General features: G+C 61.9%; 12 protein-coding genes. 9 read left to right on the plus strand and 3 right to left on the minus strand.

From position 1 onward, the window contains the following. The first annotated feature begins 7 nt into the window (after positions 1–7). From AC07RZ_RS15345 to AC07RZ_RS15360, 4 genes are all read left to right on the plus strand, one after another. Positions 8–1,330, plus strand: a complete 1,323-nt coding sequence (locus tag AC07RZ_RS15345) for an MFS transporter (RefSeq protein WP_494668560.1) — start codon at positions 8–10, stop codon at positions 1,328–1,330. Between the two features lie 25 nt (positions 1,331–1,355). Beyond that, the gene (gene otnI, locus AC07RZ_RS15350) at positions 1,356–2,144 is read left to right on the plus strand and encodes a 2-oxo-tetronate isomerase (protein ID WP_494668561.1); all 789 of its coding nucleotides are present in this window, start codon (positions 1,356–1,358) and stop codon (positions 2,142–2,144) included. 34 nt (positions 2,145–2,178) lie between these two features. Continuing rightward, complete coding sequence (gene denD / locus AC07RZ_RS15355) at positions 2,179–3,156, plus strand: D-erythronate dehydrogenase (RefSeq protein ID WP_494668562.1); 978 nt, start codon at positions 2,179–2,181, stop codon at positions 3,154–3,156. Between the two features lie 125 nt (positions 3,157–3,281). Then, positions 3,282–5,531, plus strand: coding sequence for a mechanosensitive ion channel family protein (locus AC07RZ_RS15360; RefSeq protein WP_494668563.1), 2,250 nt, complete (start codon positions 3,282–3,284; stop codon positions 5,529–5,531). A gap of 7 nt (positions 5,532–5,538) precedes the next feature. On the opposite strand, the gene AC07RZ_RS15365 is transcribed toward AC07RZ_RS15360, so the two are convergent. After that, positions 5,539–6,186 (minus strand): class I SAM-dependent methyltransferase, encoded by a 648-nt coding sequence (locus tag AC07RZ_RS15365; protein WP_144738901.1) that lies wholly within the window; start codon positions 6,184–6,186, stop codon positions 5,539–5,541. After that, positions 6,183–7,568 carry a chloride channel protein gene (locus tag AC07RZ_RS15370; RefSeq protein WP_494668564.1) on the minus strand — a complete coding sequence of 462 codons (1,386 nt, stop codon included), beginning with the start codon at positions 7,566–7,568 and terminating at the stop codon, positions 6,183–6,185. The genes AC07RZ_RS15365 and AC07RZ_RS15370 overlap by 4 nt, the downstream gene beginning before the upstream one ends. 192 nt (positions 7,569–7,760) lie before the next feature. Here AC07RZ_RS15370 and AC07RZ_RS15375 point away from each other — a divergent pair, with 192 nt between their 5' ends. Together AC07RZ_RS15375 and AC07RZ_RS15380 are read left to right on the plus strand one after the other, a co-directional pair. After that, a complete protein-coding gene (locus AC07RZ_RS15375; RefSeq protein WP_494668565.1) occupies positions 7,761–9,356 on the plus strand; it encodes an MDR family MFS transporter in 1,596 nt (531 codons plus the stop codon). Between the two features lie 363 nt (positions 9,357–9,719). Continuing rightward, positions 9,720–10,178, plus strand: coding sequence for a hypothetical protein (locus AC07RZ_RS15380; RefSeq protein ID WP_144738906.1), 459 nt, complete (start codon positions 9,720–9,722; stop codon positions 10,176–10,178). A 140-nt stretch (positions 10,179–10,318) separates the two neighbouring features. Here the strand turns inward: AC07RZ_RS15380 and AC07RZ_RS15385 are convergent, their stop codons facing one another. Continuing rightward, on the minus strand, positions 10,319–11,260 hold the full coding sequence (locus tag AC07RZ_RS15385; protein ID WP_092397478.1) for a CysB family HTH-type transcriptional regulator: 942 nt from the start codon (positions 11,258–11,260) through the stop codon (positions 10,319–10,321). Between the two features lie 242 nt (positions 11,261–11,502). Between AC07RZ_RS15385 and AC07RZ_RS15390 the strand changes: the two genes are divergently transcribed. The 3 genes from AC07RZ_RS15390 (at position 11,503) to AC07RZ_RS15400 (ending at position 14,588) form a co-directional block, all read left to right on the plus strand. Further along, the gene (locus AC07RZ_RS15390; protein ID WP_092397476.1) at positions 11,503–12,276 is read left to right on the plus strand and encodes a sulfite exporter TauE/SafE family protein; all 774 of its coding nucleotides are present in this window, start codon (positions 11,503–11,505) and stop codon (positions 12,274–12,276) included. A gap of 97 nt (positions 12,277–12,373) precedes the next feature. Then, a complete protein-coding gene (locus AC07RZ_RS15395) occupies positions 12,374–14,071 on the plus strand; it encodes a nitrite/sulfite reductase (RefSeq protein ID WP_494668566.1) in 1,698 nt (565 codons plus the stop codon). Continuing rightward, on the plus strand, positions 14,046–14,588 hold the full coding sequence (locus AC07RZ_RS15400; protein WP_494668567.1) for a DUF934 domain-containing protein: 543 nt from the start codon (positions 14,046–14,048) through the stop codon (positions 14,586–14,588). Before AC07RZ_RS15395 ends, AC07RZ_RS15400 begins: the two co-directional genes overlap by 26 nt.

The raw sequence follows: 14,588 nt of genomic DNA on the forward strand, positions 1-14,588 counted from the left end.
AGACGAGATGTCAGCAACGATCATGAAGAAAGGTGCGCAGGCAACTGCAAGCCTGCCGGCCGAACAAGCCGAAAACCTGTACAAGAAAGTATTCTGGCGCTTTGTGCCGTTCATCATGCTGTGCTACGTGGTGGCCTACCTGGACCGCGTCAACGTCGGTTTTGCCAAGCTGCAGATGTCGCAGGACCTGGGCTTCAGCGAAACCATTTTCGGCCTCGGCGCCGGCATCTTCTTCCTTGGTTATTTCCTGTTTGAACTGCCCAGCAACCTGATCATGAACCGGGTCGGCGCCAAGCTGTGGATCGCCCGCATCATGATCACCTGGGGCATACTGTCGGCCTGTTTCGCCTGGGTCCAGACGCCTACCCAGTTCTATGTCCTGCGCTTCCTGCTGGGCCTGGCGGAAGCCGGTTTCTATCCCGGCATCATCCTCTACCTGACTTACTGGTTTCCCTCGCACCGGCGTGCCAAGGTGGTCGCCACCTTCATGGCGGCGATCCCGGTATCCGGCATTTTCGGCAATCCGCTGTCGGGCTGGATCATGCAATCGTTCCATGGCTCCAGCGGCTGGCACGGCTGGCAATGGATGTTCATGATCGAAGCGATACCGGCGATCCTGGTCGGCATCGCCGTGTTTTTCGTGATGGACAACAGCATCCGCAAAGCCAAGTGGCTGACTGAAGCGGAAAAGGACTTCCTGGAAGCGGAAATCCGCGCCGACCAGAAAGACAAGCAAAGCCCGAAGTCGACCGCCGCCGTATTCAAGGATATCCGCATCTGGCACATGTGCCTGATCTACTTCTGCATCGTCATGGGCCAGTACGGCCTGACGTTCTGGCTGCCGACCCTGGTCAAGGCTTCCGGCGTCGTGGGCGATTTCAAGATCGGCCTGATCAGTGCGATTCCTTTCGTGTGCGCGGTGTTCGCCATGATCCTCATCGGCCGCCGCTCCGACCGCCTGCGTGAACGGCGCTGGCACCTGATCGTGCCGGCCCTGCTGGGCGCCGTCGGCTTCGTGGTGTCCGCGATTGCCGCCGACAACACCGTGATCGCGATCGCTTTCCTGTCGCTGGCCGCGATGGGCGTGCTGACCTGCTCGCCGCTGTTCTGGTCGCTGCCGACCGCCTTCCTGTCCGGCACCGGCGCTGCCGCCGGCATTGCGGTGATCAACTCGGTCGGCAACCTGGCCGGTTTCGTCAGCCCGTTCCTGGTCGGCTGGCTGAAAGATACGACGCACAATAACCAGACCGGCATGTTCATGCTTGCAGGCATGCTGGTGATAGGTTCGATCGCCATCTTGCGCACGCCGCCCAAGATGGTCAACCGCTAACCATGCATTTTCCGGGAGTCCTGCAATGCCGCGTTTTGCCGCCAACCTCACCATGATGTACAACGAGCACGCCTTCCTTGACCGCTTTCCGGCTGCGGCCAGGGACGGTTTCGAGGGCGTCGAGTTCCTGTTCCCGTACGAGCATGCCGCTGCCGAGCTGCAGGCCAGGCTGCGGGACAACGGCTTGACGCAGGCGCTGTTCAACGCGCCGCCGGGCGACTGGGCCGCCGGCGAACGCGGCATTGCTTCGCTGCCGGGACGCGAAGATGAATTCAAGCGCAGCGTCGCCACCGCCCTGGAATATGCGCAAGCGCTCGGCAACCGGAAACTGCACGTGATGGCCGGCCTGATCCAGCCGCAGCAGGACCGTGCCCGCCATCGCGCCGTGTACCTGGAAAACCTCGCCTATGCGGCGGCGGAAGCGGCGGCGCATGGGATCACGATCGTGATCGAGCCGATCAACACGCGCGATATCCCCGGCTTCTTCCTGAACCGCCAGGACGATGCCCAGGCGATCTGCGCCGAGGTCGGCGCCCGCAACCTGCAGGTGCAGTTCGACCTCTACCACTGCCAGATCGTCGAAGGCGACCTGGCGGTCAAGCTCAAGCGCGACATGGTGCGGCCGCAGGCCGGCATCGGCCACATCCAGGTCGCGGGCGTGCCGGAACGGCATGAACCGGACAGCGGCGAGATCAATTATCCGTACCTGTTCGAATTGATCGACGCCCTCGGCTACCAAGGCTGGATCGGTTGCGAATACCGGCCGCGCGCCGCCACTTCCGACGGCCTGGGCTGGCTCAAGCCGTGGTTATAAGCAAGCTTCGAACAACGCTCAATAAGGAATTGCCATGCAAGTAGTCATCACCGGCGGCGCCGGATTCCTCGGCCAGCGCCTGGCGCGCAGCCTGCTCAAGCAAGGCAGCCTGCCGGACCGCAACGGCCAGCTGCAAGCCATCAGCAAGATCACCCTGGTCGACGTCGCCGCCGCCGCCGGCTTCGACGATGCCCGGATCGAGCAAGTCACCGGCGACATCACCGAGCGCGCTTTGCTGGAGCGCGTGATCACGCCGCAGACGGCGGCGGTATTTCACCTGGCGGCGATTGTCAGCGGCCAGGCCGAAGCCGATTTCGACCTCGGCATGCGCATCAACCTCGACGCGTCGCGCCTGCTGCTGGAACGCTGCCGTTCCTGCGCCAACGTGCCGCGCGTGATTTTCACCAGCTCCGTCGCCGTATTCGGCGGCGTGCTGCCGGCCGTGGTGCAGGACGATACCGCGCTCAATCCGCAATCGTCTTACGGCACGCAAAAGGCGATCGCCGAACTGCTGCTCAACGATTACAGCCGCAAGGGATTTGTCGATGGCCGCGTATTGCGTTTGCCGACCATCAGCGTGCGGCCCGGCAAGCCCAACCAGGCCGCCTCGTCTTTCGCCAGCGGCATCATCCGCGAACCGCTCAACGGCCAGCCAGCGGTTTGCCCGGTGGCGCCGGATGTACGCCTGTGGCTGCTGTCGCCGCGCAAAGTGATCGCCAGCCTGATCCACGGCTGCACGCTGCCGGCCGAAGCCTTCGGCAAGAGCCGCACCGTCAACCTGCCGGGGATCTCGGTTACCGTCGCCGACATGGTCGCGGCATTGGAGCGGGTCGCCGGCAAACAGGTCGCGGCGCGGGTGGAATGGGTCCACGATCCGGCCATCGACCGCATCATCTCAAGCTGGCCGGGAGCCTGGGACGCCAGCCGCGCAACGGCGCTGGGTTTTGCCGGCGACGCCGGTTTCGACGACATCGTGCGCGCCTACATGGAAGACGATTTGCCGGCGGCGTAAGCGTGCAGCGGCTGGTTGCCGCCGATCGGCCGTTGGCTGCATGTTTTTTTGACATGCGCTTAACTTGCGGACCATACGGCAGCGGTACGGTAAGATTGTCACTTTATGACTTTTGCCCAGCCGACATGAAGACCAGCGCTTCCCCTTCCATAGTCCGCTTGCTGATGGGCATGCTGTGCGGCTTGCTGCTGAGCCTGGTGCTAACCGGCGCCGGGCCGGTTCACGCGGCCGCGGCGGCTTCCGCCAGCAGCGCCAGCACCCCGCCCGCCGCAGCGCCGGCGCCGTCCGCGCTGGACTCGCTGTCCAAGGTCCTGCAAAGCAATCCCGCCACCGGCAGCCTGGTAGCCACGCTGATCCAGGCAGAGCAGCAGAACAGCAAGGCGTCGCCCGAGCAAAAGGGCTTCATCGGCCTGATTTCCAATAGCCTCGATGCTTTCCAGGCGCATCTGAAGCAAGTCGTCACGCCGGAAAAATTCTGGAACCAGCAGTTTTCCCTCGCCTGGGCAGACCTGTCGACCATCCTGCAGCGCCAGGAGTCGGAAACCGGATGGCAGGTGCTGGCCAGCTTCCTCGCCATGCTGGCCCTGTTCGGCGCCGTCGCCGTCGCCCTGTACTATCTCGGCAAGTGGCTGCAGCGGCGCTTCAAGGTCGAAACGAAGCTGTCGTCCGATCCCAGCATGAAGGAATTGCTGCTGTATATCTGGCGCCATATCGCACCGATATTGCTGGCGCTGGTGGTGGAAATCTCGGTCACCATCAGCCTGGATAGCGCGCACGGACAATCGCTGGGACGGACCCTGGCCACCGTGCTGCTGTACACCCTGGTCGGCGCACGCCTGTTCCAGGCCGTCTGCGCCATCATTTTTTCGCTGTCGCACGGCGGCCACCGCATGGTCGCGGTGCATATCCTGTACCAGCGCGGCTTTAACCTGCTGTATGTGATCGGCTGCGCCGGCTGGCTCGGCGACGCTCTGGACAATCCTCATGTGAACCAGATCATCGGCGTCCACCTGGCCGGCGTGACGGCGACCCTGGCCAGCCTGGTGGCGGCGATACTGGGCGGCGTGTTCGCCCTGCTGTTCCGGCGCCCGGTGGCGCACATCATCCGCAACCGGCCGCTGGCGGTGCGGCGCGACCACCCGGCGCGCATGGAAACGCTGGAAGTGGTGGCCGCGTTCTGGTACATACCGATCCTGCTGCTGAGCGTCACCGTCAGCGTCGCCACCATCCTTGACCTGTCGAGCAACAATTCGGCGCTCAACCATGCGCTGGCCAGCGCGGCGCTGCTGATCGCCATGTTTTTCATCAGCGCGCTGCTGCAGCGCGTGCGCGCCCGCAAGACGACTGCGGTGGCCACGCGGCGGCAATCTCCTTACATCCTGCGCCTCAGCAACGTCGGCTTCAGCCTGCTGCAGCTGGCGCTGTGGATCGGTTTCTTCGAACTGCTGACCAGGATCTGGGAACATTCGCTGCTGGAATTCGCCAACGCCACCCTGATCGGCCAGATGATCGTCTCGGCGCTGGGCAAGATCGGCCTGACGCTGGTGGTGGCCTGGCTGGTCTGGATCCTGCTCGACACCTTCATCCAGGAATCCATCAATCCGACCCGCAACAGCCGTTACGCGCGCAAGAACCCGAGCACCCGCATGCGCACCATCCTGCCCCTGCTGCGCAATGCGCTGATGCTGCTGATCCTGACCATCACCGTCATCACCACGCTGGCCAACCTCGGCATCAATGTCACGCCGCTGCTGGCTTCGGCCGGGGTGGTCGGGCTGGCGTTCGGCTTCGGTTCGCAATCGCTGGTGAAGGACCTGATCACCGGCGTCTTCATCCTGATGGAAGATTCGATGTCGGTCGGCGACTGGGTCGATGTCGGCAACGGCCACGCCGGCACGGTGGAAAACCTGACCATCCGCACCGTGCGCCTGCGCGACAGCAACGGCTCGGTGCACAGCGTGCCGTTTTCGCAGATCACGGCGATCAAGAACGATTCGCGCGAATATACCTATGCCTCGCTCAAGCTGAGCATCACCCACGATTCAGACGTCGACCAGGCGCTGCGCCTGATGCGCGAAACCGGCGCCGAAATGCTGGAAGACCGCCGCCTGCGCAGGCTGCTGCTGCAGCCGATCGAGATCTACGGGGTCAACGGCTTCGATTTGAACGGCGTGGCGCTGCTGGCCGGCATCCGCACCAAGCCGCAAACCCAGAGCGAAGTCATGCGCGGCTTCAACCTGCGCATCAAGAAAAAAGTGGATGACGACCCAAAGGTGCATTTCGCCACCGAATGGGCGAATTTTCCGCTGGCCGCGGTAGACACCGCGCTGCCGGATTCCTCCCCGGCAGCGCCCGCGGCCGGCGCCAAGAACTAACGCTGCCTTATTTGATGCGGCAGCTGAGCAGCCAGTAGTATTCGAGCCGCAGGATGCGCAGTTCGCGCGTGAGCGGCGCCAGCTTCTTGCGCAGGCCGCTGTCGGTCGGGAAATTCTTCATGACTTCGTAACGTTCGCCGTTGGGCAGGGTGCGGAACTGGTAGGTATTGCCATCCGCATCGGTGCGGGCGATCGGCGTGCTTTGTTCCTCGACGTAGCCGTTGTCTATCATCACCAGCAAGATATCCTTGCCCAATTTTTCGCGCAGCTGGGCGATGAAACGCACCTGGTCCTGGCGCCCTACGTGCGACCACCAGAAACCAAGGAAACACGCAGTGAACGGACGATCCGGCTGGAAGGTGTTGAGGTCCGCCAGCGCGAAAGTCGCCTTGCCGGCCGGCAGTTTCTTGGCCTTGGCCAGTTCAATCATCTCCGGGTTGATATCGGTGGCGTAGACCGATTTTGCCGAGGCGGCGATCTGTTCGGTCCAGAATCCTGTGCCGCAGGCCAGCTCCAGCACATCGTGGCCTTCCATCAGTTCCTGCACCCGCACCTGCAGGGTCAGCAGTTCATCCTGGCGCTCCGGGCGCTGGTAAATCTCTTCGTAAGTCGAAGCACGTTTGGCGTAATAAGCCACCATATCTGTATTAATCATTTTCCCGACTCATTTCCTAATTGCTTAACTTCCGTTTTTTCCAAATTGACGAGCGCCGCACTCGCGGCGACCCGGTAGCGCTCTGACAGCGCGTCATACAGCGGCGGCACAAACAGCCGCGACACCCGGCTGGAGATCAGCGCCGTCGCCATCAGGGAGATCACCAGCGCATGGCCGTTGATCATTTCCATCACGATCACGAATGCGGTGATCGGCGATTGCGTGACGGCCGCCAGGTAACCCACCATCGCCAGCGCAATCAGCATCGGCAACGAGGTGTGGCTGAACACCTGGTGCAGCAGGTTGCCGAAACCGGCGCCGATCGACAGCGACGGCGCAAAAATGCCGCCGGGGATGCCGGGCAGGTAGGACGACACCATCGACGCCATTTTCAGGAAGGGATAAAACACTGACAGCTGCTGCTGCCCTTCCAGCAAGCCCTTGGCCTCGACATAACCGCTGCCGAAAGTGGCGCCGCCGGCAATCACGCCGATCACCGCCACCAGCAAGCCGCACAGCGCGCCGAAAGCGATCGGGCGGGTGCTGCGCAAATGCTGGATCCGGGCCGGGATCCAGCGCTTGGCATTCAACAGCAGCCAGCCGAACATGCCGCCGGCGACGCCGGTCAGGATGCCGGTAACCAGCACTGCCAGCGCCACCATGTCGGTCATTGCGCTGTCGATCTGTATCGTGCCGAAGTAGGTGTAGTTGCCGTTCAAGCCGAGCGCCACCGCGCCGGCAAAAATGATCACGGTAATGACGACGCCGCTGGCGCGATGTTCAAAGCTGCGCGTCAATTCTTCAATCGCAAACACGATCCCGGCCAGCGGCGTGTTGAATGCCGCCGACAAGCCTGCCGCCGCCCCTGCCAGTATCAGGCGCCGCTCCAATGCCGCGCTGGCGCGCGGATAGAGCCGCCGCAGGTTGAACATCAAGGCTGCGCCGACCTGCACCGTAGGGCCTTCGCGGCCGATGGTGAAGCCGCCCAGGATGCCGATGAACGACACCCCGATCTTGCCCGCCAATATTTTCAGCGACAGCAGCGATTCGCCGCGTTGGCTGGTGTCCTCTTCCAGCGTCGCGATCACTTGCGGAATGCCGCTGCCTTCGGAACCGGGAAAATAGCGGCGCGTGGCCCACACGCACAAGGCGCCGACCGCCGGCGTGATAAACAGCGGCAGCCAGAAATGCGACTGCTGCATGGAACGGAACATGCCGAAGCCGACATCCATCAGCCAGGCGTAGAGCACCGCAATCAAGCCCACCAGCACCGCGCCTAGCCATAAAATGCCGTATTTGCGCCAGGCGCGCCGCAGCTGGCGCAGCGTCTGGTCGGAAAAACTGGGAGGCAGCGGATTCATCGGATTTGGGCGCAAAGACATGATTATAAATTATCGCCGGGCAAATCCCCCAAATACGATATCGGCCAAGGGCAGCGGAGCAGCAGCAGAAACGCGCCAAGAGGCGTATGATCTTGTGTTTGCAATAATGAATCGGCCCTCGCCCTGCGCAGGCTGGTTACGGTAATCAGTGCCCCGTTCCCCCAACCGGCGGTTCCGCCGATAAACAACAATATGGCTATCCATTCCGCCTCCGCTCACTCGAGCGACCAGGTTTTACCGTTCCGTGAATCCCTGCTTGCCATGCTTGGCATCGCCTTTGTGGTGATGCTGGTGGCGCTGGACTCGACCGTGGTCGGCACGGCATTGCCGACCATCGTCGCCGAATTAAAGGGTTTTGATCTGTACGCCTGGGTGGCGACCTCTTACCTGCTGACCTCGGTAATCACCGTGCCGATTTTCGGCCGGCTCGGCGATTTTTACGGCCGCAAGCCCTTCGTGCTGGTCTCCATCCTGCTGTTCACCACCGCCTCCATCTTGTGCGGCATGGCCAACAGCATGCTGTGGCTGGTGATCGCGCGCGGCTTGCAGGGCATCGGCGGCGGCATGCTGGTGGGCACCGCGTTCGCCTGCATCCCCGACCTGTTCCCCGGCGCCCACGTGCGCCTGCGCTGGCAAGTGATGATGAGCACGGCGTTCGGCATCGCCACCGCGGTGGGACCGTCGCTGGGCGGATTCCTGACGCAATACTGGGGCTGGCGCTGGGTGTTCTACGTCAACCTGCCGGTCGGCGTGCTGTCGCTGTTCTTCGTCTACAAATACCTGCCGCACCTGCGCCATACCCATCCTGACGCCAAGATCCGCCTCGACTGGCCGGGCGCCCTGCTGATCACCGCGTCGCTGGGATGCCTGCAGCTGTTCGTCGAGATGCTGCCCAAGCACGGCTTGTCGCTTGGCATGCTGGGCCTGCTGGCGGCCAGCATCATCGCCTTCGTCGCCCTGTGGAAATGGGAGCATCACACACCGCAGCCGATCCTGCCGTTCGACTTGCTGGTCGACCCCAGGCTGTCGATCCTGTTCCTGCTGTCGGTGCTGAGCGGGTTCTCCATGTTTTCGCTGATGTTCTATGCGCCGCTGCTGTACCAGGGCGGGTTCGGCCTGTCGCCGCAGGAAGCCGGCTTGCTGATCACGCCGCTGGTGGCCTGCATCATGGTCGGCAGCATTTCCAACGGCCGCATCATCACCAAGATCAAGAATCCGAACGTGATGCTCTACATCGGCTTCAGCCTGCTGGCGCTGTCCTGCCTCGGCGTGGTGATCTCGAACCGCTGGACTTCCCACGGCGTGATCGCCGCGTTCATGCTGATAGGCGGGCTCGGCCTGGGATTCATCCTGCCCAACCTGACCATCTTCATCCAGCAGGAAGCCGGCCGCGAGCACCTCGGCATCGCCACCGCGCTGATGCAATCGCTGCGCATGATCGGCAGCATGCTCGGCACCGCGATCATCGGCACCCTGATCAACCACATGTACGCCGGCAGCGTGCGCCAGGCGCTGGCGCAGGACAAGGCGGACAGCTGGTTCAGCAGTTTTGCCGACCCGCAGATCCTGATCAGCCATGAAACCCAGGCCACCGTGCTGGCGCAGCTGGCGAATGCCGGCCACCAGGGCCAGCTGCTGCTGGAAGCGGCGCGCGAAGCGCTGATCGGATCGATCCATATGGGAGTCGGGCTGGCGGTAGTGGTCACCGTGATCGCGTTGTGGCTGGTAAGCAAAGTGCCGCTCATTACCTTGCATGCCAAGGCCGAAACAACTGTCGTCTCCGAGTAGCATAAGCCGGTTCCAGGGCAGCGCAGCCAGGTTGCGCTGCCTGGCTCCATGCGCTTGTTGCCGATTGCGGCGAACCTAACAAACCGTTACATCTCACACCGCCTGGAAGCACCTGTATCAATCTCCCGATGGCATTCTGACCTCGTAGCAACTCAAACAGGAAAGAAGATCAACATGAAAAAGCTCATCGGATTAATCGTGCTCGGCATCACTTTGTGTACCGCGGTCAGCGGTTGCGTGGTCGTCCCGGCACGCGGCTATTACGCTCCGCATCCCTACTACTATCGCTGATCGGCAATGCGGCGCCGGCAGCATGGCTGAGCCCGCATGCCTTCGGCACACAAGAACAATCCCGGAGATCCCATGAAACCAATCCACAAACTCGTGCTTTCCTTGCTGCTGGTTCCCGCGGTGCTGCCGCTCGCCGCGCAAGCCGACGAACCAGGCCACCACGGCGCATACCTGCATGCGCTGGCGGACCTGCACGCCGCCCGCTGGCTGATCGACCACCGTCCCGGCGACAACTGGCAAATGGGCAGGAGCGAACAGCTGGCCCTGGCGGAAATCGACGCGGCGACGCGTGAAATCAGCCAGCTTGCCCAGTACGTGGGCAAAGACATCTACCAGGAAGAACGCCCCGACGCCCGCCTCGACCACCGCGGCCGCCTGCACGACGCCATCGACGCGCTGGAACGCGCCCGCAACGACACCGGCCAGCGCGAAGACGATCCGCGGGTGCTGGAACTGCAACGGCATGCGATGCATCGCATAGAAGTGGCGAAGCATGCTACCGAGGATGCTGTGCGGGATGCTGGTTATTAAAAATTAGCGCGGTGCGGACATTCGTTGAGTGCAACGATATGTACTCCGCGTTAAATGGGGTCAGAGTCGAATTGTTGACCGGTCAACAATTCGACTCTGACCCCATTTAACTCGACTCTGACCCCATTTAACTACCGTGGCTATAGCTCGTACATGTCCTTTTCGCCGTTCATCACCTGCTCGATCAGCTTGCGGTTCATGGTAGGAGCCAGCAGCTCGATGAAGGTATACACATAGCTGCGCAGATAAGCCCCCTGCTTCACGGCCGCCCGCGAAATGTTGGTGCCGAACAGGTGTCCGACCGGAATCGAACGCAAGCCGCCGTCTCGTTCCGGATCGAACGCCATCCCGGCGATAATCCCCACCCCCATGCCCAGCTCGACATACGTCTTGATGACATCGGCGTCAATCGCCTCCAGCAGCACATCCGGCTTCAGGTTGCGCAAAGAAAAGGCATGGTCGATCTTGGTCCGGCCGGTAAACGCGCTGTCGTAGGTAATCAGCGGAAAAGCAGCGATCTCTTCCAGCGTGATCGCTTTCGATTGCAATAAAGGATGATCCGGCGGCACCACCACCACATGCTCCCACTGGTAACAAGGCAAGGTCACCAGGCCGTCGGCGTTGACGATAGCCTCGGTCGCCAAGGCCAGGTCCGCCTGGTCGTTGCGCACCATGTCGGCAACCTGCTTGGGATTGCCTTGCAGCAAAGACAAGCGGACCTTGGGAAACTTCAAGGTAAACGCCTGCACCACCTTAGGCAGCGCATAACGCGCCTGGGTATGGGTAGTGGCGATCGTGAAGCTGCCGCTGTCGTGCGCCGCGTATTCGTTGCCGATGCGCTTGAGGCCATCGATTTCCTGCATGATCAGTTCGACCGAGCGCAATACCGCCCGCCCCGGCTCCGTCAGTCCGCGGATACGCTTGCCGTGGCGTGTAAAAATATCAACGCCCAGTTCTTCCTCCAGCTCGATGATCGCCTTGGAGACACCCGGCTGCGACGTATACAATGCCTTAGCCGCCTCGGTCAGGTTGTAGTTCTGGCGCACCGCCTCGCGGACAAAACGGAACTGATGGAGATTCATGGATTTTCCTTGGTTTTCTTTATATGAGAATCTGTCCGGCACAACCGGGAACTTGATAAAAAACAAATTCCCATGCATTACAAAAAAACAACCACGCTCCAACGCCCCTGCTTCCAGCTCCCGAAAGCAAGCGTATTTGCCGTATTTGCATATATCAAATGCGCATATAAGCAAATAAATAGTCTGTAGTTGGAGATATATGTGAAGTTTATTACGATTCCAGGTGTTTCGTACGAGGTGATATGACTGTTTCTTATGTAGTGAGCGGTTTTGCCGTCGGAGTATTGGTTGGATTGACTGGCGTCGGCGGCGGCTCGCTGATGACGCCTCTGCTCACCTTGCTGTTCGGCATCCATCCAAGTGTCGCCGTCGGCACCGACCTCGCGTTTGCGTCGGTGACCAAGGTCGCCGGCACCGTCGCTCACCGCTCGCGCGGCACCGTGCGCTGGGATATCGTCAAGCTGCTGTCGCTGGGCGCGCTGCCGGCCGCCATCGCCACCGCGCTGGCGCTCAAGTACCTGGGCGGCATCAGCGCCGAAATCGGCCAGGTGATACGCTATTCGATCGCGGGTTCGGTATTGCTGACGGTGATCGCCCTGCTGTTTAAAGGCAAGCTGCAGCATTGGCTGAACGCCCATCCGGAAAAACATTTGCAAGGCAGGAAGCTGACGGCGGCCACGATTTTTGCAGGACTGGTGCTTGGCGCCCTGGTCACCATGTCGTCGATCGGCGCCGGCGCAGTAGGCGCCACCATCCTGGTGCTGCTGTATCCGCGCCTGTCGCCGGCGGAAGTCGCCGGCACCGACATCGCCTACGCCGTGCCGCTGACCGCGATCGCCGCTCTCGGCCACTGGTGGCTGGGCTCGATCGACTGGAACCTGCTGGGCGCGCTGCTGCTCGGCTCGGTGCCTGGCATCACGCTCGGTTCGCTGGCGGCGCGCGCAGTACCGGAAAAATTCCTGCGCGGCCTGCTGGCGCTGACGCTGACCAGCGTTGCGGTAAAACTGATTTACTAAGTGACGAAAGGATTGCGCCAGCGCAGTCCCGGCATCCATTTATAAAGGCGCGGCGGGTTCATGACGAATTTCGCCGCAACCCATAAGGAAGACGAAGATGTATCGCTACGATCAATACGATCACCTGATAGTCAAGGAACGGGTCGCGCAATACCGCGACCAGGTAAGACGCCGCCTGGCAGATGAGCTGACGGAAGAAGAGTTCCTGCCGCTGCGCCTGCAAAACGGCCTGTACATGCAGCGCCATGCCTACATGCTGCGCATCGCCGTGCCGTATGGCATGCTGTCTTCGCCGCAGGTGCGCATGTTCGCCCACATCGCCCGCAAGTACGACCGCGGCTACGGCCACCTGACCACGCGCCAGAACATCCAGTTCAACTGGATCAACCTGGAACAGTCGCCCGACATCCTGGCCGAGCTGGCCACGGTTGAAATGCATGCGATCCAGACTTCCGGCAACTGCATCCGCAACACGACCTCGGACGAGCTGGCCGGCGTCGCCGCCGACGAGATCATCGATCCGCGCCCTTACGCTGAAATGATCCGCGAATGGAGCACCTTCCATCCCGAGTTCGCTTTCCTGCCGCGTAAATTCAAGATCGCCATCAGCGGCGCCGAACAAGACCGCGCCGCTACCGCCGTGCACGATATCGGCCTGCATGTGGTGAAAAATGCCGAGGGCGAAGTCGGCTTCCGCGTATTGGTCGGCGGCGGCATGGGCCGTACTCCCATCATCGGCAGCGTGATCCGCGAATTCCTGCCGTGGCAGCACGCGCTGACCTACCTGGAAGCGATCCTGCGCGTCTATAACCAGCACGGCCGCCGCGACAACAAGTACAAGGCGCGCATCAAGATCCTGGTGAAAGCCTTGGGCGCCGAGGAATTCGCGCGCCAGGTAGAAGCCGAGTGGCTCGACATCAAGGACGGCCCGGCTACGCTGACGGCTGAAGAGCTGCAGCGGATCGCCCAGTATTTCACGCCGCCGCCCTACGAAACCCTGCCTGCCGACGATGCCGCCTTCGAGGCGCACAAGGCAGACAACAAGGCGTTCGCCAACTGGCTCAAGCGCAACGTCAAGGCGCACAAGGTGAGCGGCTATGCCGCCGTCATCCTCTCGGTCAAGAAGACCGGCGTGCCGCCTGGCGACATCACTGCCGCCCAGCTCGATTTCGTGGCCGACCTGGCCGACCAGTACAGCTTCGGCGAAGTGCGCGTGACGCACGAACAGAACCTGGTGCTGGCCGACGTCAAGATCAGCGAGCTGTTCACAGTGTGGCAGGCAGTCAAGGCGCAAGGACTGGCGACGCCGAACATCGGCCTGCTGACCGACATCATCTGCTGCCCCGGCGGCGATTTCTGCTCGCTGGCCAACGCCAAGTCGATCCCGATCGCGCAAGCCATCGCGGAGAAATTCGACAACCTCGATTTCCAGCACGACATCGGCGACATCGAACTGAATATCTCGGGCTGCATCAATGCCTGCGGCCATCACCATGTCGGCAACATCGGCATTCTCGGCGTCGACAAGGACGGCTCCGAGTGGTACCAGGTTTCCATCGGCGGCGCGCAAGGCAACAGCACCAGCATCGGCAAGATCATCGGGCCATCGTTCTCGGCGCAGCAAATGCCGGTAGTGATCGAGCGCCTGCTGAGCGTGTATGTACAGCAGCGCACCGAAGAAGAGCTGTTCATCGATACGGTGCAGCGCCTGGGCATCGCGCCCTTCAAGGAATTTGTCTACGCCAGCCCGATCCCGACCGGCTACACCCATGGAGAGGACGCCTGTGTCTACTAATATCATCAAGAACCGCAATGTCGTCGCCGACGACTGGAGCGTGCTGCGCCTGAACGAAGGCGACAGCGCCGACAGCGTCAGCATCCCTGCCGGCCGGGTAATCGTGCCGTTCAGCGTCTGGAGCGCCCAGCGCGCGCAATTGCTGGAGCGTGCGGAAGTAGGCGTATGGCTGAGCAGCGATGCGCAAGCGGACGTAGTGAAAGACGACCTGGCGCGCTTTTCCCTGGTCGCGGTCGATTTCCCCAAATTCACCGACGGCCGCGGCTATTCGATCGCCTACAACCTGCGCACCCGCCTTGGCTACAACGGCGAACTGCGCGCCATCGGCGATGTCTTGCGCGACCAGCTGTTTTACATGCAGCGCGTGGGTTTCAACGCCTTTGCGGTACGCGCCGACAAGGACATCAACGACGCCCTCAAAGGCCTGACCGATTTCTCGGAAAAATACCAGACTTCGTGGGATGAGAAAACGCCGCTGTTCCGCCGCGTGCAGCGCCAAGCCGTGAGCCAGGACTGA

The organism is Collimonas sp. GW821-FHT07E08 (genome assembly GCF_059418905.1).

Bases quoted from the DNA above. Each gene is read 5' to 3' on its own strand.
- AC07RZ_RS15345 (WP_494668560.1), top strand. From the start codon at position 8: ATGTCAGCAACGATCATGAAGAAAGGTGCGCAGGCAACTGCAAGCCTG.
- otnI (WP_494668561.1), top strand. From the start codon at position 1,356: ATGCCGCGTTTTGCCGCCAACCTCACCATGATGTACAACGAGCACGCC.
- denD (WP_494668562.1), top strand. From the start codon at position 2,179: ATGCAAGTAGTCATCACCGGCGGCGCCGGATTCCTCGGCCAGCGCCTG.
- AC07RZ_RS15360 (WP_494668563.1), top strand. From the start codon at position 3,282: ATGAAGACCAGCGCTTCCCCTTCCATAGTCCGCTTGCTGATGGGCATG.
- AC07RZ_RS15365 (WP_144738901.1), bottom strand. From the start codon at position 6,186: ATGATTAATACAGATATGGTGGCTTATTACGCCAAACGTGCTTCGACT.
- AC07RZ_RS15370 (WP_494668564.1), bottom strand. From the start codon at position 7,568: ATGTCTTTGCGCCCAAATCCGATGAATCCGCTGCCTCCCAGTTTTTCC.
- AC07RZ_RS15375 (WP_494668565.1), top strand. From the start codon at position 7,761: ATGGCTATCCATTCCGCCTCCGCTCACTCGAGCGACCAGGTTTTACCG.
- AC07RZ_RS15380 (WP_144738906.1), top strand. From the start codon at position 9,720: ATGAAACCAATCCACAAACTCGTGCTTTCCTTGCTGCTGGTTCCCGCG.
- AC07RZ_RS15385 (WP_092397478.1), bottom strand. From the start codon at position 11,260: ATGAATCTCCATCAGTTCCGTTTTGTCCGCGAGGCGGTGCGCCAGAAC.
- AC07RZ_RS15390 (WP_092397476.1), top strand. From the start codon at position 11,503: ATGACTGTTTCTTATGTAGTGAGCGGTTTTGCCGTCGGAGTATTGGTT.
- AC07RZ_RS15395 (WP_494668566.1), top strand. From the start codon at position 12,374: ATGTATCGCTACGATCAATACGATCACCTGATAGTCAAGGAACGGGTC.
- AC07RZ_RS15400 (WP_494668567.1), top strand. From the start codon at position 14,046: ATGGAGAGGACGCCTGTGTCTACTAATATCATCAAGAACCGCAATGTC.